This window comes from Mycobacterium sp. 050272, assembly GCF_039023525.1.
In the GTDB taxonomy this organism is placed as follows: domain Bacteria; phylum Actinomycetota; class Actinomycetes; order Mycobacteriales; family Mycobacteriaceae; genus Mycobacterium.
Genome location: NZ_JBCHKV010000001.1, coordinates 703199 through 729592 on the forward strand (window position 1 = coordinate 703199; position 26394 = coordinate 729592).

The following is a 26394-nucleotide window of genomic DNA, read 5'->3' on the forward strand; positions in this document are numbered from 1 at the left end:
ATGACATGGCGTCGCGGCGCGCGCCGTGCTGAGCGAACCGCGATGCCGCGCGTTACCTGATTTCGGCCGGGTGCGCATACTGGACCGGTGCCGAACAGCGACGTTCACCCAGATCTACGCCGGATCGCGCGCATCGCGCCGCGACAAATCGTCAGTCCCCGCAGCCTGTCCACCATCCGGGTGTTGACCAAATTGCGCGAGCGCCGCAACCCCGGCGCGTCGCGGCATGCCGAAGTGATCACCCTCGGTTCCGGAGTCGGCATCCGGCTGTTCCGGCCGCCCGGCGTCACCGATCCCGCACCGGCACTGCTGTGGATACACGGCGGCGGATATGTGATGGGCAGCCCGCAACAAGACGACCGGGTGTGCCACGGATTCAGCACCAGGCTGGGCATCACCGTCGCGGCGGTGAAATACCGCCTGGCCCCTGAACATCCGTATCCCACACCGCTCGAGGACTGCTATGCGGCACTGACCTGGCTGGCCGGTCTGCCCGCGGTGGACCGGAGCCAAGTGGCGATCGGCGGCGCCAGCGCCGGTGGCGGTCTTGCGGCGGCGCTGGCCTTGCTGGCCCGGGACCGCGGCGAGGTCGCCCCCTTCTTCCAGCTGCTGGCCTACCCGATGCTCGACGACCGCAGCTCGCTGACGGCCGAGAACCCGGACTACCGCCTGTGGAACACCCGCAGCAATCAGTTCGGCTGGTCGGCGTATCTGGGCGACGCCGATCCGCAGGTCGCCGTGCCGGCCCGCCGCGACGACCTCGCCGGGTTGGCACCAGCCTGGATCGGCGTCGGGACGCACGACCTGTTCCACGACGAAGACCTCGTCTACGCCGAGCGGCTGCGGGCCGCCGGAGTGCCGTGCGAGGTCCAGACCATCCCCGGCGCCTTCCACGGATTCGACTTGGTGGCACCGAAAGTACATGTGTCGCAGCGCTTCTTCGACAGCCAGTGCGAAGTCCTGCGCGGGGCGCTGGCTGCGGCGCGCTAGTGCGCGGGGTGGGCGATAACGCCGCCGATGATCGTCGCGGCCACCAGCCCGGCGTCCAGTTCGGCCAGCACCGTGGCGGGCGGCGCGGCCAGCACGCATAGGTCGGCCGGCGCTCCGACGTCGACGGCCCTGGGTCGGCTCGGCTGCTCGGCTGAACCCAGGAACATCGTCAAAGCGGCTGTCGCCGAGACACATTCGTCGATACCGAGCACCGCGCCGTCAGGTGTGGTGCGGTGTACCGCAGCCCGCATGGACGCCCACGGGTCACCGCGACCGAATGGCATGTCGGTCGATAATGCCAAACGCACCTTCGCTTTTCGCAGCGACGCGACTCGCCACAGCGCGGCGTGCTCGGCGGCGGGAATCTCGGCGAGGTATTGATCGCCGCGTTCGGCAACGAAGTTGGGCTGGGTTACCACGGTGAGCCCTTCGGACCGGGAAAGGTCCGCGAGGTCGGCAAGATTGTCGTCGTCGACGACCGCGGCGTGCTCGATGCGATCACGCGGATGGCTGCCGGCGGCACGCAATGCCGCGATGGTGACCACCAACTGGGCCGCGGTCACGCAGTGCACGGCAACCGGCTGTCCGCCGGCGTGGCGGTCGGCGATCCATTCGGTCAGCGAGTCCAGGTCGAGACGGTCGTCGTGCAGGATCTTCTTTCCCGGGGCCAGGAAAGACAGCCGCGGTGCGAACTCTGCGTGCCGGTGCGCCACCAACAGCGACACCATGTCGTCCGCGCCGAGATCCGGTGTGGCGTCGGTGACTCCGGTGACACCGACGGCGGTCAGGCGCCTACTCAGTTCGGTGAGGTCGCTGGTTTGACGCTGCAGCGCCTCGGACCAACGGTCGTTGGCGCGCAGCCGCCCGTCGGGGTGGTCGGCCATTCCGAGCAGTCGCAGTGCCCCGGAATTGAGGATCCACAAGGCGCCGCTGCGATGCTGGACGCGGACCGGAATGCCTGCCACGATGGCGTCGAGCGCGGCGCGATCCAGCTCACCGGCGACGGATTCGTGGTACCCGATCGCCCGGATCCATCCGTCGGCATTCGGCGTGGCCGTCGACAGTTCTTGTATCAGTTGGTCTTTGGTGTGGACGCGGGGAGGTCCGAGTAGCAGCGAATCCATCGCCGCGGCGGCCGAGCGCAGATGCACGTGGTGGTCGTGCAGGCCGGGCAGCACGGTCGCACCGTGCGCGTCGAGCACGGTCTCACCACTTCTGGATGCGAGTTTGTCGCCCATCTCCTCGATGTGCGCGCCGACCCGGATATCGGTCACCGTGCCGTCCAGCAGGGTCGCCCGCTGGATCAGCATGACAGCAACCGCCTTTCGCCGACCATCCGGCGTACACCCTCGTTGTCCGCCCCCAGTTCGGCGGCGCGGCGGTGTGGCGGCGGCTGCTGCGGCGGGGGCGCCGGGCAGTCGGTCACCGACGCCGCCCGGGGCAGGCCGGCATAGCCCGCGGCGATCCCCGCCATCGACAGCTGGATCAACTCGCCGCCACCGCGGGCCATCGATTCGGCGACGGTCAAGGCCGCTTCCAGCCCAGTGAGCGGATCGGCGATGGCGTCCCCGCAGAACACCGGGCCGTCCGGGGCGGTGCCGACCAGGCCACCGGCCACCGCGGCGTCGTCGCCGAAAGCCGGCCTGCCGGGGTGCTGGTCATACCCGCTGATACGCAACCAGATTCGGCCTGCTCGCGGCGCAATATGGTCGGGGCCCAACCGGCGCCGGTCCAGTGCCGCGGACCGCGAGCCCTCGATCACGATGTCGGCGACCGCAAGCAGTTCGCGCAGCTCGTCGGCCTGGCTGTCGAAATCCAGGCAATAGGACAGCTTTTCACCGTTCATCCAGTCGAAGAATGCGCCATTGCCTGCCCGGGTGCCGTCGGGTCGTCGTGGGCTTTCGACTTTGACGACGATGCCTCCCGCGCGGGCCAGCAGCTGCCCGCACAGCGGACCGGCCCACATCGACGACAGGTCGGCCACCAGCAGGCCCCCGATGTCCCGCGCGGTGCCCACGCTGCCCATTCGCACAACCCGCGCCGGCGCGGCGACGGCCTCGCCCAGGACGGCCGCCGGCATGTCGAGCAGGCTGGCCCGTTCGGTGATCGCCGAGACGAGACGCGTTGCGGCCCAAAGCTGTAGCATCGGCCAGGGATCGGCGGGCACCTCGTCAACTTCCAACAGTGCGGGGACGGCGGCGATGTCGTCGGGACGCGACAGCGTCAGCGCGCACCAACCGTCACGCGCTGCGAGCAGCCGGGTAGCACCGCCGGCCGAAATCCGGCCGCCGCGGCGCAATCCGAGCAATCCGGCCCGGCCGGCCAACAGGGTGGCCGCATCGACGGTGATGCCCAGAAGAGCCCCGACCGCCACCGCGACCTGCTCGGCACGGGCCAGCACCTGGGCGCGCGAGAAGTCCGGCGGCCCGCCGGGCAGGCCGGTCAGGCAGGCCAGCCCGCTGCTCCCCCACCGCGACGCCGCGTTGCTCACCTGGACCATTGTCCTCCGGGTTAGAAGTGCAGCGCCCGCAGTCGCCAGTCCAGCACGGGCCGGTCGGGCTGTTCGGCCCCGTCACCGACCGCGTAGACCAGCGATCGCAGTCCCAGCACGCCGGCGTCGGCCGACTCGACATGCAGTTCGCTGTACAAGGTGTCGCCCTCGTACACCGGCCCGGTGTGATCGCACGACTCCCAGCCCAGCACCGCGCCCAGATTGGGCAGCAACCTATTGGCCTGCGCGAACGCCAGCCCGATGGTGTGTCCGCCGTACACCAGCCGTCGCCCGCCGGATCTCCAATCATGGTGTGCTGCAGCGATGTTCAGGGTAAGCCGGGCCAGCTCGGGTGCGCTGCTGACGACGTCGCCGGTACTGTGCAGCACCGCACCCGCCAGTGCGGTGTCGAAATGCGGCCCGGGCACTCGCTTTCGGAAGGCCTCGCCGTCCCAGTGCGACGCCGGCGCAACGGCGGCCGGTGCCGCATCGGCGCCGATCGTGGACAGATCGTCGGCGGACGCGTTGTCGGGATCGAAGTCCGGGCTCGCGGGCAACATTGCGCAGCGGTAGAAATCGAGCACCAGCTGATCGGCCTGGTCAATCGTCGTCATTCGCAGCGCGGCAAGACCAGTCGGGGCCCGGCCGGGCTTGGGCGAGTTGGCGCGCAGCCCAACGACTTCGGTGCGGGTGTAGAGGGAATCGCCGATGACCGGGAACCGGTGGAAGGTCAGCCCGCGGTAGAACAGGTTGGCTTTGACCCGCTGGGTGACCAGCGTGCTCTGCCCAATCGCGACGTCGCAGACCAGCCCCGGATGCGCCAGCGGTCCGGGCGCGCCCGTCACCGCGGCGCAAAGGTCAGCGTCCAGGGCCAGCCGCAGCCGGTCCCCGAGGATCGCCTGATGCGCGGCGGCCAGCCCCGCCGAAAGCGTCGCCACCGGTGCCCAGTCGAAGATCTGGCCTCTGGACAGATCGTCGAAGTACGGCCCGCCTTCCCGGATTCCCGCATACCCGTTACCCGTCACAACGCCTCATGCTGGCAGGCTGTCGAATCGAAGCGCAATGCCGGAGGTGGCACAGGGAAGGGTCGGAGTTGGACGACGAAGAAGACATGCTGGTCGCCACGGTGCGGGCGTTCATCGACCGGGAGGTCAAACCGACTGTCCGCGAGGTCGAACACGCCAACGCCTACCCCGAAGCGTGGATCGAGCAGATGAAGCGCATCGGCATCTACGGCCTGGCCATCCCCGAGGAATACGGCGGTTCGCCGGTATCGATGCCGGGGTATGTGCGGGTCACCCAGGAGCTGGCCCGCGGCTGGATGAGCCTGGCCGGCGCGATGGGCGGGCACACCGTGGTCGCCAAACTGCTGGTGTTGTTCGGCACCGAGGAGCAGAAGCGGACCTACCTGCCGCGGATGGCCACCGGCGAGGTGCGGGCCACGATGGCACTGACCGAGCCCGGCGGCGGCTCCGACCTGCAGAACATGTCAACCACCGCGCTGCCCGACGGCTCGGGCGGCCTGCTGATCAACGGCGCCAAAACCTGGATCAGTAACGCGCGTCATTCCGGGCTGATCGCGCTGCTGTGCAAGACCGACCCGCACGCCACACCACGCCATAAGGGCATCTCGATCGTGCTCGTGGAGCAGGGTCGGGGCCTGACGATTTCCAGGGATCTGCCCAAGCTCGGCTACAAGGGCGTCGAGTCGTGCGAGCTGTCCTTCGACAACTACCCGGCTCCCACTTCTGCCGTCCTGGGAGATGTTATGGGCGAGGGCTTTTCGCAAATGATGAAGGGCCTCGAGACGGGGCGCATCCAGGTGGCGTCCCGCGCGCTGGGCGTGGCTACCGCGGCACTCGAGGATGCGCTGGCCTATGCCCAGCAGCGGGAGAGCTTCGGCCAGCCGATCTGGAAGCATCAGGCCGTCGGCAACTACCTGGCCGACATGGCCACCAAACTCACCGCCGCCCGCCAGCTCACCCGTTACGCCGCGCAGCGTTACGACAGCGGCGAACGTTGCGACATGGAAGCCGGGATGGCAAAGCTGTTCGCCTCGGAGATCGCGATGGAGATCGCGCTCAACGCGGTACGCATCCACGGCGGCTACGGCTACTCCACCGAGTACGACGTCGAACGCTACTTTCGCGACGCGCCCCTGATGATCGTCGGGGAGGGCACCAACGAGATCCAGCGCAATGTGATTGCCGGCCAGTTGGTGGCCAGGGGCGGTATCTGAGCGGGACCGAATCGGCGCTTGACCTCCGCTTGTGCGCTATATTTGCCTGACTTGCGCACCAGCAAACCGGCGCGGGAGTAAACCTATTGGACCGAAAGAAAGTCGGTTGCCATGAGTTATCCCCCAGGGCCGTACGAAGGCTCCCCCGAGTGGCAGGGCCAACCCCAGCAACCCGAGTGGCAGGGTCAACCGCAGCAGCCGGAGTGGCAGGGTCAGCCGCAGCAGCCGGGCTGGCAGCAGCCACCACAACCGGGTTGGCCGGCCCAGCAGCCGGGCGCCTGGCCGGGCCAGCAGGAACCGGATAACTACCTCGTCTGGGCAATTCTGTGCACGGTGCTGTGCTGCCTGCCGTTCGGGATCATCTCGCTGGTCTACTCCAACAAGGTCTCCGGACTCTGGGCGCAGGGCCGGGTCGCCGAGGCACAGGAAGCGTCGAGCAACGCCAAGAAGTGGGCGATCATCGGCGCCATCGCCGGTGGCGTGACCTATGCGATCATCGCGATCCTCTACATCGTCATCGCCGTGGTCGCCGTGTCCAGCATCCCGTCGACGACCAGCACCACCTTCGGCGGCTACTGAACAATCGGTTGCGCGCCAACGTAAGTCGCATCGATCAGCCCCCAACGCAGCGCCGTGTCGACACCGACGGTCCGGCCGGACAGCACCAGATAGGCCGTTCGCCAGCGGCCGATGCGGCGGGTGACGCTGACGGTTCCGCCGGCACCAGGGATCAATCCGAGGCTTAATTCCGGTAGCCCGAAGAGCGAATCCTGCTGCGCCTCAACCCATCCACAGAATGCGGCCATTTCCAAGCCGCTGCCCAGCACCCGGCCGTGCAGCTGGGCTCGGCAGGACCTGCCGAGCCTGGCGGTGAGCGCGTCGAGCGCCAGTGCCGGGCTGTGACGGGTGCGGGCCAGGTGCGCGCTCGCGGGATCGGTGAAGGTGCCGAATTCGGCGAGATCCCCGCCGCTGCAAAACGAGGGACCGTTGCCGCTCAACACGATCCCGCTGACCGACGGGTCGAGTTGCGCGACGGTCAGTGCCTCCAGCAGTGCCGCGCGTGCGTCGGTAGAAAACGCGTTGTGACGAAGGGGGCGATTGAACCTAACCAGCAGGGTGTCGCCGTCGCGCTCGGTCTGCACCGGGTCGGGGACCTCGGGCATCCGGGCCGGGCCGCGTTCGGTGAGCCAGCGCGCGAACTCGGGGCCGGCCTGCAGGGTCGAGTAGGCCAGCGATTCGGTCACCACCGCGGCCAGCGTCGGGACATCGGGCGTCATCGCGCGCAACACGTCGTCGCAGACACTGCTGGCCTGCGGCCAGTGCTCACACCGCTTGCGCAGCTCGGCGAGCGTCTCGGGCACGGAATCGACGGTGATCACCCGCCGGTCGTCGCAGGTTTCTTCGGTAAGCGTGAAAGTTGCTGTTTGCAGCCAGGGTTCGTCTCGTGCGATCTCAGCGCCCGTTGCGACGCCGACGACCACCCCGGGCGGCGACGGCAAGGCCGCCTCGGGTGCACTCGACGCGTCGACTACCCGGAACATCGGTCACACCGAATACTTCTCGATCAGCGCATTCTTGTAAAGCTTGCCGGTGTCGGTGCGGGGCAGCTGCGTCTCGAACGCGATCGAGCGCGGGCATTTGAAGTGCGACAATTGGTCTCGCAGCCACGTCATCAGCTCGTCGCCGAACTCCTCGGTGGCATCGGCCTCCTCGACGGTCTGCACCGCCGCTACCACCCGCTGACCCATCTCGTCGTCGGGCACCCCAAACACCGCGGCGTCCAGCACCTTCGGGTGGGTGACCAGAAGATTCTCGGCTTCCTGCGGATAGATGTTGACCCCGCCGGAGATGATCATGTGGTGGCGCCGGTCGGTCAGGTACAGGTAGCCCTCCTCGTCGAGGTAACCGATGTCGCCGACGGTGGTCCACCCGTGCTTGTCGCGGGATGAGGCGGTTTTGGTTGGGTCGTTGAGGTACTCAAACGAAACCCCGCCTTCGAAGTAGATCTCACCGGCCTCGCCGGGCGGCAGCTCGTTGCCGTTCTCATCGAGGATGTGCACGGCGCCGCCCATGGGTTTGCCGACCGAACCCGGATGTGTCAGCCAGTCCTCGGCGAAGATCAGCGTCGACCCGTGCGCTTCCGACGACGCGTAATACTCGTCGACGATCGGTCCCCACCACTCGATCATCTGCTTTTTGATCTCTACCGGACACGGCGCCGCGGCGTGCATCACCCGCTTCAGGCTGGATAAGTCATACGAATCACGAATGGCCGCAGGAAGTTTCAGCATCCGGACGAACATGGCCGGCACGAACTGACCGTGGGTGACCCGGTGCCGCTGGATCGCGTCCAGCGTCCCCTCGGCGTCGAATTTCTCCATCACCACCGTGGTGAGACCGGCGCCCTGCACCGTCATCGACCACACCGACGGCGCGGTGTGATACAGCGGGGCGGGACTCAGATACACCGTGTCGCTGTCCATCCAGAAGTCGACCAGAGCCGACATCATGCCCGGCGCGTCCTGCGGTGGGACATGCGGCAATTCGCGTTTGATCCCCTTGGGCCGGCCGGTGGTGCCCGAGGAGTACTGCAACAGATCGCCCTCGATCTCGTCATCGATCGGGGTATCCGGTTGATTCGCAACGCATTCCGGGTAGCGCTCCCAGCCCGGCAGTTCACCGTCGGCGATCAGCAGCAATTCGGGCAGACCGTTCGGCAAATGCTCGGCCAGGCCGGCGAGGGTGTCACGCAGCGCCGCCGAACCGACGATCGCCTTGGCGTTGCTGTTGTCGATGATGTAGGCCGCCTCGGCCGCGGTCAGGTGGGTGTTGATCGGCACGTAGTACAGGCCGCTGCGCCGGGCCGCCCACATGACCGCGTGGATGTGCTGATTGTTCTCCATCAGGATCGCGACGCTGTCGCCCTCGCGCAGACCCGCCTGACGGAACCGGTGTGCCAGCCGGTTGGCCCGTGCTTCCAGTTCATCGAAGGTGACAACCGTTCCCGATGGGTACAGGATGATCGCCGGCTTGTCGGCGCCGAGGTAGGGGCGGATCTGCATGCGAAGACTGTACCGCCGTCAAATTTGACGGGTGTCAAGTGTCCGGTGCTCAGTGCAGAAACTCCAGCACGGCCGAGGAGAACGCGGCCGGTGATTCCAGATGCGGCACATGGCCGGTGTCGGGCACCCCGACGAAACGGGCGGCGGGCATCCTGGCCGCGACGGCCTGGGCCATTGCGGCGATATTCCCTTTGGCGGCTTGCTCGTTGGGCGCGGTGTACTTCGCGCCCACATAGGTGCGGTCGGACAGGCCGCAGACGAACAGCGTGCGGGCGGACAACGACGCGACGAAATCCACTGCGGGCTCATTGAGCAGCATGTCGGTGGCCGCCGCCGAACTCTGCACCCAGCGCTCGAACTCCGGTGAGCGCCCGATCGCCGTGCGCACCGCGACGAACGGATCGATGAGTCGAGGATCTTTGTTCACGAAATAATGCGCGATGTACTGGCGGATCTGATCGGCGGTCGAGGACCGTTCGTCGGCCGCCCAATCGTCGTGGCCCACCTGACGGATCAGCTTGTGCCGGTAGTCCTCGAGTCCCATCGGGTTCTCCAGCACCAGCGCGGCCACCCGCTCGGGCAGCACCCGGGCCATCTGCATGGCCACCAGCCCGCCCGTCGAATGACCCACGACGGCAACGGAATTCACGGTGAGAGCGTCGAGCAGCGAGCGCAGGTGTGCCACCAGCGATTCCGCGGTCAACGTCGAGGGCTTGGTGGACTTACCCCAGCCGACCAGGTCGGGAACAATGATCCGGTAGCCCTCGTGACGCAGCGCCGCGATGACGTGCCTCCAGTAAGCGCCGAAGAAATTCTTCCCGTGCACCAGCAGCACGATGCCCCGCGGCTGCCCGCCCTCGGGCGCAATGTCCATGTACGCCAGCCGCGCCCGCCGTTCCCAGTCCGGAGCCTGGCGATCGATCCATTCCGCCTGGGCGACGTGGGTGACGTCGAGATAGTGCACCGGATGGGGATAGGGATAGCCCTCCAACCCGATACCGAGGGCGTCACCCGAGGGCCAGGGTATCGCCGGCTCGGCGTCACGTGGCCCTGCGGGCGTGCTGTGACAGGCGGAAACCAGCAATCCCGCCGCGACGAGTGCATGGCGGCGGTCGACGATCACGCTTTGATGATCTGCACCGGCGCCGCCGCCGTGCAAGTTGTGCTGGTAGGACTGCCGCGTCAGCCGTGCGGCGCCTCGGAGATCTTGGAGTCCGGCTTGCCCAACGTTTGGCACCAGGTCTGTGCGGACAGTCGCGTCGCGGAAATCTCCAGATTGGCCGGGTCCTGGCCGCTCTTGTCCTTCAGCATTTTGCTGACCTCGTCGTTCTGCTTCTTCTCGTCCTGTGTGGTGAAGTCTTTGCACTTGGTGTCGCCGCCGGTGTTGATCACTTGCGACGCCGAGCATCCGCTGAACAGGATTCCCGCCGCTGCAACCACAATCGTGAGCGCGGGGGTTGTCTTGGACTTCACAGACTTCATCGTCGGCCTTCCGGGTTCGGGTGTTAGCTATCTATACACCGCAGCGTGCGGTTCCAAACACTCGTTTGCCGAGAACCCGGCGAATGAATTCGGGCTGACGCGTCTTGCGCGCCAGCCCGATTCAATGTTGCCTGCGGTGTTATTCGGCCTCGGCGAGCCGCTGCTTGAGCGCCTCGAACTCGTCGCGGACGCCGGTGGGCAGCTTGTCGCCGACGAACTCGAACCACTCCTCGATCAGGGGCAGTTCCTCGCGCCACTCGGCCGCGTTGACCGCCAGCGCCTTGGCCACGTCACCGCCCTCGATCTGCAGACCGTCGAGGTCCAGGTCGTCCGCGGTCGGCACGATACCGATCGGGGTGTCCTGGCCGCCGGCCTGGTGCTCGATGCGGTCGACGATCCACTTGAGCACCCGGCTGTTCTCGCCGAAACCGGGCCACAGGAAGCCGCCGTCGGAGTCGCGACGGAACCAGTTGACGAAGAACACCTTTGGCAGCTTGGACTCGTCGGAGTTCTTGCCCAGGTCGATCCAGTGCTGGAAGTAGTCACCGACGTGGTAGCCCAAGAACGGGAGCATGGCCATCGGGTCGCGGCGCACGGTGCCGACCTTGCCCTCGGCTGCGGCGGTCTGCTCGCTGCCCATCGTGGCGCCCATGAAGACGCCGTGCTGCCAGTCGCGGGCCTGGGTCACCAGCGGCACCGTCGTCTTGCGGCGCGCGCCGAACAGGATGCCGGAAATCGGCACACCCTGCGGGTCGTCCCACTCCGGCGCCAGGATCGGGCACTGCGACATCGGGGTGCAGTACCGCGAATTGGGGTGCGCCGCTTTGGTGTCCGTCTCGCGCAGGATCCAGTCGTTGCCCTTCCAGTCGATCAGGTGGTCGGGCTCGCCTTCCAGACCTTCCCACCACACGTCGTGGTCGTCGGTCAGCGCGACGTTGGTGAAGACGGTGTTGCCGGCTTCCATGGTGCGCATCGCGTTCGGGTTGGACTTCCAGTTGGTGCCGGGCGCGACACCGAAGAAGCCGAACTCCGGGTTGACGGCGTAGAGCCGCCCGTCCTTGCCGAACCGCATCCAGGCGATGTCGTCACCGAGGGTCTCGGCGCGCCAGCCCGGGATGGTCGGCTGCAGCATCGCGAGGTTGGTCTTGCCGCACGCCGACGGGAAGGCCGCAGCGAAGTAGTAGGCCTTGTTCTCCGGGGAGATCAGCTTGAGGATCAGCATGTGCTCGGCGAGCCAGCCCTCGTCGTGCGCCATCGCCGAAGCGATCCGCAGCGAGTAGCACTTCTTGCCCAGCAGCGCGTTACCGCCGTAGCCCGAGCCGTAGCTCATGATCTCGCGGGTCTCGGGGAAGTGGGTGATGTACTTGGTCTCGTTGCACGGCCACGGCACGTCTTTTTGGCCCGGCTCCAGCGGGGCGCCCACCGAGTGCATCGCCTTGACGAAGAAGCCGTCGTCGCCGATCTTCTCCAGCGCCGCCTTGCCCATCCGGGTCATCACCTTCATCGAGAGGACGACGTACTCGGAGTCGGTGATCTCCACGCCCAGCTTGGGGTCCTCGGCGCCCAGCGGGCCCATGCAGAACGGCACCACCCACATGGTGCGACCGCGCATGCAGCCGCGGTACAGGTCGTTCATCGTGGACCGCATCTCGGCGGGGTCCATCCAGTTGTTGGTCGGGCCCGCGTCGATCTCGCGCTCGGAGCAGATGAAGGTCCGCGACTCCACCCGCGCCACGTCGGACGGGTCCGACAGCGCCAGGTAGGAGTTCGGGCGCTTCTCCTCGTTCAGCTTCTTCAGGGTGCCCGCCTCGACGAGTTGCGTGGCCAGCCGGTTGAACTCCTCGTCGGAGCCGTCAGCGAACACAACCCGGTCGGGCTGGGTGAGCTCGGCGACCTCCTCTACCCACGCCAGCAGCCCCCGATGATTCGTGGGTGCGTTGTCTAGACCGGGAATGGTCGCTGAGGTCATCGAACTCTCCTGAATTCATCTCCGTACGCGCGGGCATATTGTGATTGCGTATGCAGTCGCCCACACAGATATTGACATGGTGGCGTTAGCTACAGGTTATCGTGATCCCCTTGCTGGGGAAGGCCCGGGCGGGTATAAGCCTTCTCACAACAACGATTCAGAAGCGTCTATTTTTGTTCATCCGCGCTCCTCGAAGCCGTTTTGCCGTTTTCTGCCCCGCCGGCGTCTTCAGCGGAATCATCGTCGCGGGGAATACCCGGTCCTCCGAGTTCCGCACGCACCGCGTCCAGCGCGGCCTGAACGGTCGGCATCTCCCGGTCCCGGGCGGCGGTGGCCCGCGCCGCGGCGATGGCGTGCTCGCGCAGCTCGGTGTCGATCACGCTGACCTGTTCGGACACCTGCGTGTTCTCGGCCTCGTCGTGCGCGACCAGCCCGGTGCTCAGCAGCGACTCGGCGACCAGCACGCGGGTGGCGACCAGCTCCTCAACGACGGATTTCAGCGCCGACGTCAGATCTGCCGTCCAGCGATCCAGCAACGCGCGGTCGTGCAGCAGGGAACGCAGCTTGACCACGAGCACGGTGACGACCACGCCGACCACCACGCACACCACCGCGCCGGCGATCTCCAGCGCCGGATTCAGTCGATGGGCGACGCCAGCGACCAGCCGCGACAGCGTTAACGCGACGCCCACCCCGAACCCGACGCCCAGCAGCAGCATCAGCCAGGTCTCCTGCCGCCGGGATTTCAGCGGGGGCGGGGCGACGTCGACGGTGGGCAGCTGCTCGATCGGCGGCAATTCCATCGGTAGATCCAGCTCGCGCGCGATGTCGTCGAGCTGGGTGGTGGTGCCCTCGTTCACCTCGCTGACCACCTCCGCGGCCCGGCCCCGCGCATGCGCCTCGAATCCGGCCAGGTCGCGCCGCGGCAGATGCGCGGCGTCGGATTGCAGCTCGCTGCGCACCGACGAGCACCGATTCAGGGCGAAGTGTGAGAGCTGAACCCGCGCTTGCTGGGTCTGGCCGCGCATCCGGATGGTGCGCTCGGATTTCGCTTGCCGGCGCTGTCGCAACGCGGTGCTGCGCTCCTCGCGCAGCGCGTCGACCCGGGCCCGCCGCCCGGCGCTGTCCGCGTCGCGATCGAACCGCCGCGCGACCATTTGGAGCCGAGATTCCCAGGCTCGCAACCGATTTCGGCGCCCGAAATCGGTTGCGTCGAGTTGCTCCGCGACGGTGTCGACCAGTTCGTCCAGCTGCGGCTCGCCCAGCTCGGGCGCGGCGGCCGCACCGACCCACGGCACCCGGGCGTAGCGCGGCGCATGTGCGGCGAGCTTGTCGCGGTTGGCGCTGAGCACGTCGCGCCAGGAGCGGTGCACGTCGATCTTCGAGACCACCGCGACGACGACGTCGGTGTGCTCACAAGCGGCGTCGAGCAGCGCACAGTCCGACGCGGTGAGTTCGGCGGCCGCGGACACGACGAACACCACCGCCGTCGGTGCCTCGCCGGGCTGCAGATCCGTCGACTCGACGAACTTGTGCGCGGGCAGCCGCTGGCCCAGCGCGGTGGCCACCCCCGTCACGCCGGCCATCCACGGGCCCGTCACCAGGACGACGTCGCGGCGGATGACCACGGGCGACTCCAGCCGCGGCCCGATCGCCGCCACCAGTTCGTCGACCTGGGCAGCCGGATCGCCGGACGCATCGCCGCTCATGACGCCCCCCGGAGCCGCGACCACAGCCGCAGCGATCCGCGGGCGATATCCGCGCCGCAGCTGCGGTGCAATTCACTCGCCGATCCGCGGCTGTAACGCTGCCAGCGCTGCGCGCGGGGCAGGTGTCCGGCCGGGTCGTCATCGCCGTCGACGTCCAGTCCGGCCGCCTCGACCACGTCGACGGCGGCGGCCATCCGCGCGAGCACGGCGTCGTCGCCGGATAGGAATGCGCTGATCCGCTCCCCGGTCATGTGGCCGACGGCCAGGGCCTCCAGCGCCGCGGCGGCCTCCAGCACCCGGCGGTAGCGCACCTCGGCGCCGAGCGCCGACAACCGGGCGATCACCGCGTCGACGCCGCTGACCCGCCGCAGCAGGGCCCGGACCTGTGCCGGCGTGCCGCCACGACGCACCGCGGCAACGCCCAGTGCGGTGCCGAACAGGTCCAGGCTGTCCAGCAGCCGCAGCCGCGCGTCGGCCGGCACGGGAATATCTGCCGCGACAAAATCCTCGAACGAGCCGTCCAGGCCGGCGGGCTGGGCGGCCAGCGTCCGCAACGCCGTCCACGAGGTGGCGTCCAATCCGTCGAACGCGGAGACCGCCAGCAAAGCGATCATCGGTTCGACCGGGCCGCCGACGACCTCGGCGAGACGCGCGCTTCGGTGTTGTGCCCACCCTAGCGGACCTGCCCCGCTGCGACCCGGCAGCGAGCCGAGCAGGTCGGCCTTGTTGAGCACGGTCAGCACCGGGCGGCCGGCGGCGGCGATCGCCTCGGCGTCTTCGGGTTTGACCACTTCAGCGATGACCTGAACCACCACGTCGGCCTCGTCCTCGGTCGGGGTCACCATGATTCCCGGCGCCGCCGCGGCATGACCCAACGCGCGCGCCACGGTGCCGCGGCCGACTCCGGCGCGCCCATGTACCGCCACCCGCAGCGGCGCGGCGACATTCTCGGCGATCGCGCTCACGCGCGCGTCGTCACATTCGGCAGCAAACCGTGCCAGCTCGTCGGTGAAAACTTGGCCTCCCCGTACCTTCATTTCCTGCCTGCTCGATCCGATCGGCCCGCGCTCCACTGCGGCGTTGCTTCGCACCGCATGCGGGGCTGTCGCCGGCACCGGGCCTGTTTGCCGGGCAAACGATCGGGCACCTCCGCATAGTGGCACTTGCGTCTTCGAGTTGCGAGCCACCGTTTATCTGTTACCAGTTGAAGGCAACTGTTGGGTATCAATCTGGACCAGGGGCGGCTACATCGGGGATTCATGGGCCACCATGGACAAATGCATGCGCAACCCGGGGTCGGGACCTGTCCCGATGCACCGGCGGAGGTGGAAACCGGCCTGGATACTGAAGAAGGTGTGACGCCAGCGTCGGATCCGGACGGTTCGGACGACCCTCAGCGGGGCTATCTACCGGCCACGAGCTTTCGCTCCAGGCGTTCCACCTTGTCCGGCGGACAACGAGAGACCTGGGACCGGCTGTGGCCGGCGATCGGCCGCTCCGACATCCCGCGCGGCTTCGAACCCCTGGACACCCGGGCGTGGTTCGGCCGGCAAGCGCCGCTGGTGCTCGAGATCGGCTGCGGCAGCGGCACGTCCACGCTGGCGATGGCCCGCGAGGAACCTGAAATCGACGTGATCGCAGTGGAGGTCTACAAGCGGGGCCTGGCCCAGCTGCTGTGCGCGATCGACCGCGAGCAGGTCACCAACATCCGGTTGATCCGCGGCAACGGGATCGACGTGCTGCAGCATTTGATCGCACCGGCCTCGCTGACCGGGTTCCGCCTCTACTTTCCCGACCCGTGGCCGAAAGCGCGCCACCACAAACGACGCTTCCTGCAACCGGCCACGGTTGCCTTGATCGCCGACCGGCTACTCCCCGGTGGTGTGCTGCACGCCGCGACGGATCACCCCGGCTACGCCGAGCAGATGGCCGAGGTGGGCGACGCCGAGCCCCGGCTCTGTCGGGTCGAACCCGGCAGCGGACTGCCGATCTCGACCGTGCGCCCGACGACCAAATACGAACTGAAAGCCCAAGAAGCGGGCAGCTCCGTATCCGAGTTCATCTGGAAAAGACGATGAGTATGAGCCTCGCAGAAGAAACGACCGCGGAAACCACCGCAGCGCCGGCGGCGCCGTCCGGTAACGATCTGGGCGGCCTCGACGCGGCACCGCGGCGCGTGCTGCTGGTGTGGGACGCCCCCAACCTCGACATGGGGCTGGGGTCAATCCTGGGCCGGCGCCCGACCGCGCTGGAACGCCCCCGGTTCGACGCGCTGGGGCGCTGGCTGCTGGCGCGGACGGCCGAAGTCAGCGCCGGGCGCCCGGGCGTCATCGTCGAACCCGAGGCGACCGTGTTCACCAACATCGCCCCGGGCAGCGCCGAAGTCGTTCGGCCCTGGGTGGACGCTCTGCGTAACGTGGGGTTCGCGGTCTTCGCCAAGCCGAAAATAGATGAAGACAGCGATGTCGACAGGGACATGCTCGCCCACATCGAGCTGCGGCGCCAAGAGGGGCTCGCGGCGCTGGTCGTGGCGTCCGCTGACGGTCAAGCGTTCCGTCAGCCGCTGGAAGAAATCGCACGCGCCGGGGTCGGTGGCACGACCCCCGTCCAAGTGATCGGATTTCGCGAACATGCGAGTTGGGCACTAGCGTCGGATACCTTGGACTTCGTTGACCTGGAGGACATCGAGGGTGTTTTCCGGGAACCGCTGCCGCGGATCGGCCTAGATTCGCTGCCCGACCAGGGAGCGTGGCTGCAGCCGTTCCGGCCGCTGTCCGCGCTCTTGACCACGCGTGTGTGACACTGGAAAACCAATGCGCGGGTCGCTGTTAGTGATCCAGTAAGGAGCTTACGTGTTCGCCTGGTGGGGTCGAACCGTGTACCGCTACCGGTACATCGTGATCGGGGTCATGGTGGCTCTGTGCCTTGGCGGCGGCGTCTTCGGGATGAGCCTGGGTAAGCATGTCACGCAGAGTGGTTTCTACGACGACGGCAGCCAGTCCGTGGCGGCCTCGATTCTGGGCGACAAGACCTACGGCCGTGATCGCACCGCGCAGATCGTGGCGACCTTCACCGCCCCGGACGGCAAGACCGTCGACGACCCGGCGTGGCGGCAGCAAACAGTCGACGAGCTGAATAAGTTCGTCAAGGATCATTCCAGCCAGGTGCTCGGCTGGGCCGGCTATCTCGCCCTGGCCCCCGGCGCCGAACCTCCCAACAGCCAGATCAAGGGCATGGCGACCGAGGACAAGAAGCACACCTTCGTCACCATCCCGCTCAAGGGCGACGACGACGACACCATCCTCAATAACTACAAATTGATCGAGCCGGCCCTTCAGAAACTCAACGGCGGCAAGATCGAGCTCGCCGGCCTGGAGCCCGTCGCCAACGCCCTGACCGGCACCATTGCCAGCGACCAGAAATATTTGGAATACCTGGGGCTCCCGCTGGTGACGGTGGTGCTGTTCCTGGTGTTCGGCGGCGCGGTCGCCGCTGGCCTGCCGGTCATCGTGGGCGGCCTGAGCATCGCCGGGGCACTGGGCATCCTGCGCTTCGCGGCCGTCTTCGGCCCGGTGCACTTCTTCGCTCAGCCGGTGGTCTCGCTGATCGGATTCGGTATCGCCATCGACTACGGGCTCTTCATCGTCAGCCGATTCCGGGAGGAGATCGCCGAGGGCTACGACACCGAGGCCGCGGTGCGCCGTACGGTGATGACGGCGGGTCGTACGGTCGTGTTCTCCGCGGCGCTGATCATCGCCTGCAGCGCCAGCCTGCTGGTGTTGCCGCAGGGCTTCGTGCACTCGCTGACCTATGCGATCTTCGCCGCGGTCGGGCTCGCCGCACTGCTGTCGATCACCCTGCTGCCGGCCGCCCTGGGCATCCTCGGCCGCAACGTCGACGCCCTGGGTGTGCGGACCGCCTTCCGGGTGCCGTTCCTGCGCAACTGGAAGGTTTCCCGGGTCTACTTGGAGTGGCTGGCCGAGCGCTTGCAGAAGACCAAGACCCGTGAAGAGGTCGAGGCCGGCTTCTGGGGCAAGCTCGTCACGACGGTGATGAAGCGCCCGCTGGCCTTCGCCATCCCGATCGCCGTCGGCATGATCCTGCTGGTTATCCCGCTGGGCAACCTGTCGCTCGGCGGCATGAGCGAGAAATACCTGCCGCCCGACAACGCCGTGCGCCTGGCGCAAGAGCACTTCGACAAGCAATTCCCCGGGTACCGGACCGAGCAGCTGACCGTGGTGATCAAGAGCAACAACCACAGCAAGGTCACCGACCAGCAGGTGGCCGACATCCGCAACCGGATCTCGGGGATCACCGGCTTCACCGACAAGACCTGGGAGGAGCGCCCCTGCCCGGTGATCGCCGACAACCCCTGCGTCGCCGGGCCGAACGGGACCACCCAGCCGAAGGACGATTCGGTGCGGGTGATCCAGAACGGCCTGGTCAACAAGAACGATGCCGAGAAGAAAATCAACGAGCTGCGGGCGATCAACCCGCCGAAGGGCCTGACCCTGCTGATCGGCGGCACGCCGGCGCTGGAGCAGGACAGCATCCAGAGCCTGTTCGACAAGGCTCCGCTGATGCTGGTGTTGCTGCTGAGCGCCAGTCTGTTGCTGATGTTCCTGGCCTTCGGGTCGGTGGTGCTGCCGATCAAGGCCGCCTTGATGAGCGCCCTGACGCTGGGCTCCACGTTGGGCATCCTGACCTGGATCTTCGTCGACGGTCACTTCTCGAAGTGGCTGAATTTCACACCGACGCCGCTGATGATCGTGCTGATCGCGCTGGTCGTCGCGGTCGGCTTCGGGCTGGCCACCGACTACGAAGTGTTCCTGGTGTCTCGCATGGTCGAGGCGCGAGAACGCGGCATGTCGACGGCCGAGGCCATCCGGATCGGTACCGCCACCACCGGGCGGCTGATCACGGCCGCCGCGCTGGTGCTCGCCGTGGTCGCGGGCTCGTTCATGTTCTCCGATCTGGTGATGATGAAGTACCTGGCGTTCGGCCTGGCGGCGGCGCTGCTGCTGGACGCGACCGTGGTCCGGATGTTCCTGGTGCCCTCGGTGATGAAGCTGCTCGGTGACGACTGCTGGTGGGCCCCGCGCTGGGCCCGGCGGTTACAGAACAAGATCGGCCTGGGCGAGATCGATCTGCCCGACGAGCGCAAACGCAACGTCGTCAACGGCCGGGCCCTCCGGCCGCCCGTTGCGGCCAGCCTGGTCGCCGCGAAACCGCGGGCGCCGCACGACCCCACGCACCCCGGCGCACCCCCGGAGCCGTCGCGACCGGCTGAGCCGCGGCCGGCAGCGGAGCTGCCTCCAGGTCCCAGCCGCGCCCCGTCCCGTCCCAGCCAGCCGACGGAAGCCAAGACGACCCGCTTCTCGGCTCAGGGCAGCGCCGACCCGCGGCCCGCGGCGCCCGCTCCGCCGCCGTCGGCCGGTCAAACCAGGGCCATGCCGGTTCCCGGCAACCGCGAGGGCACGGCCGACCCGACCACCGCGCTTCCGGTGCTGCGTTCCGAGGGCAACGAATCCGATCCCGCGACCGAGAAGATGAATGCGCGCGGGCAGGGCGGCCAGGCCGACAACGGCGACAATGCGCGTCCGCGCCGCCGCGCGGGCGGTGGACTGTCGGCCCAGGATCTGCTGCGCCGCGAGGGACGGCTCTAGACCCGCTCGGGTTCTAGTCGGACCGCTTGACTGGCTCGTCCGCCTGGGCGTGCAGAACGATGCCCTCGGAATCCTCGTCCAATTTTTCGGCTTCGGCGGCCGGATCCCGGGCGAGCAGCACCTGGATTGCGTTGTTGAGGAACGCCACCGTCGGGACGGCCAGCAGGGCGCCGACGATCCCGCCCAGCACACCGCCGGTGGAGATCGCCAGCACCACCCCGAGCGGGTGAATCGAGACCGCGCGGCCCATCACCAGCGGCTGCAGCAGATGCGACTCGATCTGGTTGATCACGACCAGCAAGCCGAGGGTGATCAGCGCATAGACGACGCCCTTGGTCAGCAGCGCGACCACCACGGCCACCAGCCCCGAGATCAGGGCACCGATCAGCGGGATGAAGGCGCCGAGGAACACCAGCGACGCCAGGGGCAGCGCCAGCGGAACGCCCATGATGGCAAGCCCGGCGCCCACCCCGGCCGCATCGGTGAAGGCCACCAGGAAGGTGGCCCGGACGTAGGCGATCAGCGAGCCGTATCCGGCGCGGCCCGCCTCCATGATCCGGTCGCGCACGCCGATCGGGAAGATCTTGGCCGTGTAGGCGAAGATGTTGCGGCCGCCGTACAGGAAGAAGATCAGGGTGAACAACACCAGCACCGCGGCGGTGAGCAGTTCGGTCAGCGTGGCCGCGGTGTTCAGCGCGCCGCTGGTCAACTTTGACTGGTTGTTGTGCAACGCCTGAATCGCGGCATTGCCCGCGTTGGTGATCTGCTCGCTGCGCAGATGCACCGGCCCTTCGATCAGCCACCGCCGCGTGGTGTCGATGCTTCGGGTCACCTGCTCGGTCAGGTCGGGCAAACCCACGATGAACTGGGTGATGACGAAGGTCAGGATGCCGCCCAGCACCGCGAACCCGCCCAGCAGCACCAGTGCGACGGCACCGCCGCGCGGCAGACCCTGCCGATCCAGCCAGTCCACGACCGGTACCAGCAGCGCGCTGATCATCAGGGCCAGCAGCACCGGGACGACGATGACCTCGAGCTTGGCCACCACCCAGAAGAACGCGAGTGCCGCAGCGAAGATGGCCAGCAAACGCCACGCCCAGGCTGCGGTCTTGCGGACAAGGGGCTCGACCGAGTCGTCGTCGGAGTTTGCCGGCATTCGGCCAGCCTATCGGGCCGCGCAGTTGGGTAGTGACGTCAGCACGATCCGGTTACAACGGCGACACGCGCGGAGTTGCGTCTGGATCGGCGTGCCACCTGCGCGGTTACCCTAAATCACGTGCCGCACGACGCGCCCGTCCGCAACCTCCGCTTCCCGGGCGGCGGGCCATTAGCGCATGAGGATCAGCCGCCCGCTCCAGCACGCGAGAGCGAGACGCCGCGCGGCAAATACTGGTGGGTGCGCCCGGCGGTGCTGGGCCTGGTCGCGGTCGTGCTCGGCGTCGAGGTCGCGCTGGGCTGGGATCAGCTGGCCAAGGCGTGGACCAGCCTGTTCCAGGCCAACTGGTGGTGGCTGCTCGCGGCGGTGGCGGCAGCGGCCGCATCGATGCACAGCTTCGCCCAGATCCAGCGCACCCTGCTGAAGTCCGCCGGGGTGCACGTCAAGCAATTGCGCTCCGAGGCCGCGTTCTATGCCGCCAATTCGCTGAGCACCACGCTGCCCGGTGGCCCGGTGCTGTCGGCGACGTTTTTGCTTCGGCAGCAACGCATTTGGGGAGCGTCGACCGTGGTGGCGTCCTGGCAATTGGTGATGTCGGGGGTACTTCAGGCGGTGGGTCTGGCGCTGCTCGGGTTGGGCGGCGCCTTCTTCTTGGGCGCGAAGAACAACCCGTTTTCGTTGTTGTTCACCCTCGGCGGCTTCATCGCGTTGCTGCTGCTTTTCCAGGCGGTGGCGTCGCGCCCGGAGCTGATCGAGGGCATCGGCGCCCGCGTCTTGTCGTTGTTCAACTCCGCGCGCGGCAAGCCGGTCGACACCGGCCTGGCCAAGTGGCGCGAGATCCTGATGCAGCTCGAGTCGGTCAGCCTCGGCCGGCGCGACCTCGGGGTGGCGTTCAGCTGGTCGATGTTCAACTGGATCGCCGACGTCGCCTGCCTGGCCTTCGCCGCCTACGCCGCGGGCGACCACGCGTCGATCGCGGGATTGACAGTGGCGTATGCGGCCGCCCGCGCCGTCGGCACGATTCCGCTGATGCCGGGCGGGCTGTTGGTCGTCGAGGCGGTGCTGGTGCCCGGCCTAGTGTCCAGCGGCATGTCGCTGCCCAACGCGATCTCGGCGATGCTGCTCTACCGGCTGATCAGCTGGCTTTTGATCTCGGCGGTCGGCTGGGTGGTGTTCTTCTTCGTGTTCCGCACCGAAAACCCCGGCGGCTCCGACGACGACCCGCCGACCGGGCCGCTGCCGCTGATCGAGCCACAGTTGCGGCACTGGAACGACGATCCCACCGCCGATGCGCTGCAGGGTCCCCTACCGCCTCCGGAGCAAAGCGCCGGTTAGCCGACGTTGTTCTGCCGCGACGGACCGGGCAATGCACCGCTCGCGGCCGGGGCCGGACCGGTCGCCGCGGGCGCAGTGCCCAGCCCGGCGGCCGGCGAGACGGGCAACGCGGGCACCCCACCGGCGCCGGGGGCCTGCTGCATCATGCCCATGGCCTGGGGAATGCTGATCGGCAACTTGCACTGCGTCGACAGGGTGGTCAGGGGCTGCGCGATCCCGGCCACATCGGCGGCCACCTTGGGGTTGGCCTCGAAGTAGGACTTCAGCCCGGTGGCCGACTGCGGGCCGGCCTGCTGCTGCAGCATCGCGGTCATCGCACGGTTGGTCTCCGGGTGCGAGTCCAGATAGTCGCCCATCGACTTGGAGACCGACCCGATCGTCCGGGCGATCTCGCTGGCCGCGCACGGGTCGTTGGCGCCCGTGGCCGGCGGCCCGGCCAGCAGTGCGACGGCCGCGGCGGGCACCGCGACGGCGAACATCCCGGCAACAAGCGTGCGCCGTCCGGTCAGAATGCCTGTCTTCATGCCTGAACTCCCCATCCCCGCGCGACCTGCGCCATCCTGCCATCGGGGTCCGGACGCTGCCACCTGGTGTGACGCAGATCCCGCTTGATCACCGGTCGGCAACGACTCGGTCGCGACTCGGCCACGGAGCCGTCTGCGCAGCTCACGAATTCGTTAAGCCGAACTAATGCACAGGCTGCTGCGGTATCGTCGCCCTCACGCGTAAGCGAGATACTTGGGGAGCCTGAAATCCAGCAGTTTATGTTGCGCCTCAGCCGCAGCCTGCGCAGGTACCGCTGGTTGGTCTTCACAGGCTGGTTGTTGGCATTGGTCCCGGCGATCTACTTGGCCTTGACGCAGTCCGGGAATCTCACCGGCGGTGGTTTCGAAGTGGCCGGTTCGCAGTCGTTGAAGGTGCACGATCAGCTCGAGGAGCAGTATCACGACCTGGGCGCGTCATCGTTGGCCCTGGTGGCCGCCCCCCGAGCCGACGCCAGCTATGACGACATGAACAACGCCGTGACGCAGCTGCGGCAGATCATCGGCGAATTCCCCGGCGTCACCGAGAAAACCAACCCCACGCAGCGCCCGCCGCAGCCCGACCGGCCGTATGTGCTGACGCTGCGGCTCGACTCCCGCAATGCCGGTACCAGCGACATCGCCAAACGGCTTCGGCAGAAGGTGGGCGTGAAGGGCGACCAGTCCGGGCAGACCGCGGACGGCCGGGTGCGGCTCTACGTGATCGGACAGGGCGCGCTCAGTGCGGCCGCCGCGGAGAACACCAAACACGACATCGCCAAAGCCGAACAATGGAACCTGCCGATCATCCTGATCGTCTTGCTCGTGGTGTTCGGCTCGCTGGCCGCCGCGACGATACCGCTGGCGCTTGGCGTCTGCACGGTCGTGGTGACGATGGGGCTGGTCTATTTCCTGTCGGCGTACACGACGATGTCGGTGTTCGTGACCTCGACGGTGTCGATGTTCGGTATCGCGCTGGCGGTGGACTATTCGCTGTTCATCTTGATGCGGTTCCGCGAGGAATTGCGGGCCGGGCGCCAGCACCGCGAGGCCGTCGACGCCGCGATGGCCACCTCCGGGCTGGCGGTCGTGCTGTCCGGGCTGACCGTCGTCGCGTCCCTGACGGGGATCTACCTGATCAACACCCCGGCGCTGAAATCGATGGCCACCGGCGCGATTATGGCCGTCGCGGTGGCGATGCTGACCTCGACGACATTGACGCCGGCAGCGCTGGCGACGTTCGGCCGGGCGGCGGCCAAGCGCTCGGTGTTGCTGCATTGGTCGCGGCGGCCGGAAAGCACGCAGTCCCGGTTCTGGAACCGCTGGGTTTCAGCCGTGATGCGCCGGCCGTGGATATCGTCCATCGCGGCGGCGACGGTACTGCTCGTCATGGCCGCACCGGCGGCGTCGATGGTGCTGGGCAACAGCTTGCTGCGCCAGTTCGACTCCGCGCACGAGATCCGCGCCGGCGTCGCCGGGGCATCCCAGGCTCTCGGGCCCGGCGCGCTCGGTCCGATCCAGGTGATGGTGAGCTTCCCCGACGGCTCAGCGTCCGCACCCGAGCACAGCCAGACGTTGGCCGCCATCCGGCAGCGGATGACACAGGCCCCGCACATCGTCTCGGTGACCCCGCCGCAGTTCGCCGACGACAACAGCAGTGCCTTGCTGTCCGCGGTGTTGTCGGTCGATCCCGAGGACATGGGCGCCCGGCAGTCCGTTGACTGGATGCGCGCCCAGCTACCGACGGTTCCGAATGAGGGGACCGCACGCGTCGACGTGGGCGGGCCGACGGCCCTGATCAAGGACTTCGACGACCGGGTCTCGGCGACCGAACCGTTTGTGCTGCTGTTCGTCGCGGCCATCGCGTTCGTGATGTTGTTGCTGTCGATCCACTCGGTGTTCCTGGCCCTCAAGGGCGTGCTGATGACGCTGCTGTCGGTCGCTGCCGCCTACGGAAGCCTGGTCATGGTGTTCCAGTGGGGCTGGTTGCGCGATCTCGGGTTCGCCCACATCACGTCGATCGACAGCACCGTTCCCCCGCTGGTGCTGGCGATGACGTTCGGGTTGTCGATGGATTACGAGATCTTCCTGCTGACCCGTATCCGGGAACGCTTCCTGCACACCGGAAACACCCGCGACGCCGTCGCCTACGGCGTGAGTACCAGTGCCCGCACCATCACCAGCGCCGCCCTGATCATGATCGCGGTATTCATCGGCTTCGCGTTCGCCGGCATGCCGCTGGTCGCCGAGATCGGAGTGGCCTGCGCGGTCGCCATCGCGGTGGACGCCACCGTGGTGCGGCTGGTGCTGGTCCCGGCCCTGATGGCGATGTTCGCGCAGTGGAACTGGTGGCTGCCGGGCTGGCTGCGCCGCGTCTTGCCGTCGGTCGATTTCGACCGGCCGCTGCCCGCCGTCGACCTGGGCGACGTCGTCGTCATCCCCGACGACATCTCAGCGCTCACCGCTCCCAGCGCGGACGTGCGGATGGTGCTCAAGTCGGCGGCCAAGCTCAAACACTTGGCGCCCGACGCCATCACGGTGGCCGATCCGCTGGCTTTCACCGGCTGTGGGCGCAACTGCAAGGACGCCGACGAAACCCGCGGCCAGGGCCCGGGCCAGATTCCGCACCAGGTCAACATCGGCGACGGGGACACTGTCGCGGTCACGCTCGGCACCGAGAAGAACGGCAGCAACGGCCAGACCAGGGCCGCGTCCGGGGCCAAGAAGCTGGTCGACGGCCTGGCGTCGCGCAACGGCATCGCCCGGGCCATGCCGTGGGGCGATCGGCCGGTGCATCCGGTCACGCTGTGGCGGAGTCGGTTGTCGGTTGCCATCGACGCGCTCGAGGCCGGCGCCCGCGACCGCAGTCGGCCGCAATACGCGCGTCGCAGCCCGGTGGAAACCACCAACGTGCAATTGCCCACCGGCGATCGGCTGCAGGTCCCGACGGGTGCCGAGACGCTACGTCTGAAGAGCTACCTGATCATGTCCCGTAACAGCAGCCGCGATTATGCCGAATTTGCTGACATGGTCGACGCATTAGAACCGGAAACGGCCGCGGTGGTGCTCGCTGGAATGGACAGGTATTACTGGTGTCAACCGCCCAGGCAGCAATGGATCACTTCCCAGTTGGTCCGTCGACTCGCGGATCCGAATCCTTCCGATCTGCCGGACGCCGTCGCCGAACCGGACGCCAAGGCAGAATGGGAGGACGTCAGGCAGCGCTGTCTGTCGGTGGCCGTCGCGATGCTGGAGGAGGCGAGGTGACGTTGGCAGCCGACCGTCGACGCGTGCCGCCGCCCCAGCAGCCCGCCGCCGAGACTCGTCCGCAGCATGATTTCGATCGGCCGGTGGAATTCTGGCCGACCGCCGCCATCCGCTCGGCGCTGCAGGGCGGTGACATCGACATCTGGAAGCGGATTGCCGCCGCGCTGAAGCGCGACCCGTTCGGCCGCACCGCCCGCCAGGTCGAAGAAGTCCTCGAGGGCACCCGCCCGTATGGCATTTCCAAGGCGCTGTGGGAGGTGCTGGAGCGCGCCCGCACCCACCTGGAGGCCAACGAACGCGCCGAGGTGGCCCGCCACGTCGGGCTGCTGATCGAGCGATCCGGCCTGGCCCAGCAGGAATTCGCCGCCCGCATCGGGGTGGCAGCCGAGGATCTGGCCTCCTACCTCGACGGCAGCGTCAGCCCGTCGGCCTCGCTGATGATCCGGATGCGCCGACTGTCGGACCGGTTCGTAAAGGTGAACACGCCCCCGCCCGACGCCGACTGAC

Annotated in this window: 21 protein-coding genes; 9 read left to right on the plus strand and 12 right to left on the minus strand. The window is 67.7% G+C overall.

All coding sequences use genetic code 11. The annotated features are described in order from the left end of the window. Positions 1-87: 87 nt before the first annotated feature. Entirely contained in the window at positions 88-990 is a 903-nt protein-coding gene (locus AAHS21_RS03470) for an alpha/beta hydrolase (RefSeq protein WP_342926284.1), read from the plus strand. Here AAHS21_RS03470 and AAHS21_RS03475 read toward each other — a convergent pair. The 3 genes from AAHS21_RS03475 to AAHS21_RS03485 are packed head-to-tail and all read right to left on the minus strand — an operon-like array spanning position 987 to position 4506. After that, positions 987-2300, minus strand: a complete 1314-nt coding sequence (locus AAHS21_RS03475) for an amidohydrolase family protein (RefSeq protein WP_342926285.1) — start codon at positions 2298-2300, stop codon at positions 987-989. The genes AAHS21_RS03470 and AAHS21_RS03475 overlap by 4 nt on opposite strands. Then, positions 2294-3490 carry a CoA transferase gene (locus AAHS21_RS03480; protein WP_342926286.1) on the minus strand — a complete coding sequence of 399 codons (1197 nt, stop codon included), beginning with the start codon at positions 3488-3490 and terminating at the stop codon, positions 2294-2296. Before AAHS21_RS03480 ends, AAHS21_RS03475 begins: the two co-directional genes overlap by 7 nt. Positions 3491-3501: 11 nt before the next feature. Further along, on the minus strand, positions 3502-4506 hold the full coding sequence (locus tag AAHS21_RS03485) for a MaoC family dehydratase (protein WP_342926287.1): 1005 nt from the start codon (positions 4504-4506) through the stop codon (positions 3502-3504). A gap of 8 nt (positions 4507-4514) precedes the next feature. Here AAHS21_RS03485 and AAHS21_RS03490 point away from each other — a divergent pair, with 8 nt between their 5' ends. Both AAHS21_RS03490 and AAHS21_RS03495 read left to right on the plus strand, forming a co-directional pair. Beyond that, positions 4515-5720 (plus strand): acyl-CoA dehydrogenase family protein, encoded by a 1206-nt coding sequence (locus AAHS21_RS03490; RefSeq protein WP_342926288.1) that lies wholly within the window; start codon positions 4515-4517, stop codon positions 5718-5720. Between the two features lie 111 nt (positions 5721-5831). Next, positions 5832-6299, plus strand: a complete 468-nt coding sequence (locus AAHS21_RS03495) for a CD225/dispanin family protein (protein WP_342926289.1) — start codon at positions 5832-5834, stop codon at positions 6297-6299. Here the strand turns inward: AAHS21_RS03495 and AAHS21_RS03500 are convergent. From AAHS21_RS03500 to AAHS21_RS03530, 7 genes are all read right to left on the minus strand, one after another. Next, complete coding sequence (locus AAHS21_RS03500) at positions 6293-7261, minus strand: enoyl-CoA hydratase/isomerase family protein (protein WP_342926290.1); 969 nt, start codon at positions 7259-7261, stop codon at positions 6293-6295. The genes AAHS21_RS03495 and AAHS21_RS03500 overlap by 7 nt on opposite strands. 3 nt (positions 7262-7264) lie before the next feature. Beyond that, positions 7265-8782, minus strand: coding sequence for a fatty-acid--CoA ligase FadD4 (gene fadD4, locus AAHS21_RS03505; RefSeq protein ID WP_342926291.1), 1518 nt, complete (start codon positions 8780-8782; stop codon positions 7265-7267). Positions 8783-8831: 49 nt separating this feature from the next. Next, on the minus strand, positions 8832-9905 hold the full coding sequence (locus AAHS21_RS03510) for an alpha/beta hydrolase (protein WP_342926292.1): 1074 nt from the start codon (positions 9903-9905) through the stop codon (positions 8832-8834). Between the two features lie 59 nt (positions 9906-9964). After that, entirely contained in the window at positions 9965-10225 is a 261-nt protein-coding gene (locus tag AAHS21_RS03515) for a hypothetical protein (RefSeq protein ID WP_342926565.1), read from the minus strand. Between the two features lie 178 nt (positions 10226-10403). Then, entirely contained in the window at positions 10404-12233 is a 1830-nt protein-coding gene (locus AAHS21_RS03520) for a phosphoenolpyruvate carboxykinase (GTP) (RefSeq protein ID WP_342926293.1), read from the minus strand. A 167-nt stretch (positions 12234-12400) separates the two neighbouring features. Further along, positions 12401-13942 (minus strand): hypothetical protein, encoded by a 1542-nt coding sequence (locus AAHS21_RS03525; RefSeq protein ID WP_342926294.1) that lies wholly within the window; start codon positions 13940-13942, stop codon positions 12401-12403. Beyond that, positions 13939-14979, minus strand: a complete 1041-nt coding sequence (locus tag AAHS21_RS03530; protein ID WP_342926295.1) for a hypothetical protein — start codon at positions 14977-14979, stop codon at positions 13939-13941. Before AAHS21_RS03530 ends, AAHS21_RS03525 begins: the two co-directional genes overlap by 4 nt. Positions 14980-15201: 222 nt before the next feature. Here AAHS21_RS03530 and trmB point away from each other — a divergent pair, with 222 nt between their 5' ends. The 3 genes from trmB to AAHS21_RS03545 are packed head-to-tail and all read left to right on the plus strand — an operon-like array spanning position 15202 to position 19608. After that, positions 15202-16020, plus strand: a complete 819-nt coding sequence (gene trmB, locus AAHS21_RS03535) for a tRNA (guanosine(46)-N7)-methyltransferase TrmB (RefSeq protein ID WP_342926566.1) — start codon at positions 15202-15204, stop codon at positions 16018-16020. Positions 16021-16022: 2 nt separating this feature from the next. Beyond that, positions 16023-16742 (plus strand): NYN domain-containing protein, encoded by a 720-nt coding sequence (locus AAHS21_RS03540; protein ID WP_342926296.1) that lies wholly within the window; start codon positions 16023-16025, stop codon positions 16740-16742. 52 nt (positions 16743-16794) lie between these two features. Then, the gene (locus AAHS21_RS03545) at positions 16795-19608 is read left to right on the plus strand and encodes an MMPL family transporter (RefSeq protein WP_342926297.1); all 2814 of its coding nucleotides are present in this window, start codon (positions 16795-16797) and stop codon (positions 19606-19608) included. Between the two features lie 13 nt (positions 19609-19621). Here AAHS21_RS03545 and AAHS21_RS03550 read toward each other — a convergent pair whose 3' ends face one another. Then, positions 19622-20764, minus strand: a complete 1143-nt coding sequence (locus AAHS21_RS03550; protein ID WP_342926298.1) for an AI-2E family transporter — start codon at positions 20762-20764, stop codon at positions 19622-19624. Positions 20765-20884: 120 nt separating this feature from the next. On the opposite strand from AAHS21_RS03550, the gene AAHS21_RS03555 reads away from it, so the two are divergent. Next, positions 20885-22099 (plus strand): YbhN family protein, encoded by a 1215-nt coding sequence (locus AAHS21_RS03555; RefSeq protein ID WP_342926299.1) that lies wholly within the window; start codon positions 20885-20887, stop codon positions 22097-22099. On the opposite strand, the gene AAHS21_RS03560 is transcribed toward AAHS21_RS03555, so the two are convergent. Continuing rightward, positions 22096-22623 (minus strand): hemophore, encoded by a 528-nt coding sequence (locus AAHS21_RS03560; RefSeq protein WP_342926300.1) that lies wholly within the window; start codon positions 22621-22623, stop codon positions 22096-22098. The two genes, AAHS21_RS03555 and AAHS21_RS03560, sit on opposite strands and share 4 nt — an antisense overlap. A gap of 240 nt (positions 22624-22863) precedes the next feature. Between AAHS21_RS03560 and AAHS21_RS03565 the strand changes: the two genes are divergently transcribed. Next, on the plus strand, positions 22864-25887 hold the full coding sequence (locus tag AAHS21_RS03565; protein WP_342926301.1) for an MMPL family transporter: 3024 nt from the start codon (positions 22864-22866) through the stop codon (positions 25885-25887). Next, positions 25884-26393, plus strand: coding sequence for an XRE family transcriptional regulator (locus AAHS21_RS03570; RefSeq protein ID WP_342926302.1), 510 nt, complete (start codon positions 25884-25886; stop codon positions 26391-26393). The genes AAHS21_RS03565 and AAHS21_RS03570 overlap by 4 nt, the downstream gene beginning before the upstream one ends. Position 26394: the final 1 nt, after the last annotated feature.

What these genes read in the sequence shown, in the direction of transcription:
- AAHS21_RS03525 (WP_342926294.1), bottom strand. Translation starts at nt 13,942, where the DNA reads ATGAGCGGCGATGCGTCCGGCGATCCGGCTGCCCAGGTCGACGAACTG.
- AAHS21_RS03560 (WP_342926300.1), bottom strand. Translation starts at nt 22,623, where the DNA reads ATGAAGACAGGCATTCTGACCGGACGGCGCACGCTTGTTGCCGGGATG.
- AAHS21_RS03565 (WP_342926301.1), top strand. Translation starts at nt 22,864, where the DNA reads ATGTTGCGCCTCAGCCGCAGCCTGCGCAGGTACCGCTGGTTGGTCTTC.
- AAHS21_RS03475 (WP_342926285.1), bottom strand. Translation starts at nt 2,300, where the DNA reads ATGCTGATCCAGCGGGCGACCCTGCTGGACGGCACGGTGACCGATATC.
- AAHS21_RS03540 (WP_342926296.1), top strand. Translation starts at nt 16,023, where the DNA reads ATGAGCCTCGCAGAAGAAACGACCGCGGAAACCACCGCAGCGCCGGCG.
- AAHS21_RS03550 (WP_342926298.1), bottom strand. Translation starts at nt 20,764, where the DNA reads ATGCCGGCAAACTCCGACGACGACTCGGTCGAGCCCCTTGTCCGCAAG.
- AAHS21_RS03495 (WP_342926289.1), top strand. Translation starts at nt 5,832, where the DNA reads ATGAGTTATCCCCCAGGGCCGTACGAAGGCTCCCCCGAGTGGCAGGGC.
- AAHS21_RS03500 (WP_342926290.1), bottom strand. Translation starts at nt 7,261, where the DNA reads ATGTTCCGGGTAGTCGACGCGTCGAGTGCACCCGAGGCGGCCTTGCCG.
- AAHS21_RS03490 (WP_342926288.1), top strand. Translation starts at nt 4,515, where the DNA reads ATGCTGGCAGGCTGTCGAATCGAAGCGCAATGCCGGAGGTGGCACAGG.
- AAHS21_RS03530 (WP_342926295.1), bottom strand. Translation starts at nt 14,979, where the DNA reads ATGAAGGTACGGGGAGGCCAAGTTTTCACCGACGAGCTGGCACGGTTT.
- trmB (WP_342926566.1), top strand. Translation starts at nt 15,202, where the DNA reads ATGGGCCACCATGGACAAATGCATGCGCAACCCGGGGTCGGGACCTGT.
- AAHS21_RS03480 (WP_342926286.1), bottom strand. Translation starts at nt 3,490, where the DNA reads ATGGTCCAGGTGAGCAACGCGGCGTCGCGGTGGGGGAGCAGCGGGCTG.
- AAHS21_RS03520 (WP_342926293.1), bottom strand. Translation starts at nt 12,233, where the DNA reads ATGACCTCAGCGACCATTCCCGGTCTAGACAACGCACCCACGAATCAT.
- fadD4 (WP_342926291.1), bottom strand. Translation starts at nt 8,782, where the DNA reads ATGCAGATCCGCCCCTACCTCGGCGCCGACAAGCCGGCGATCATCCTG.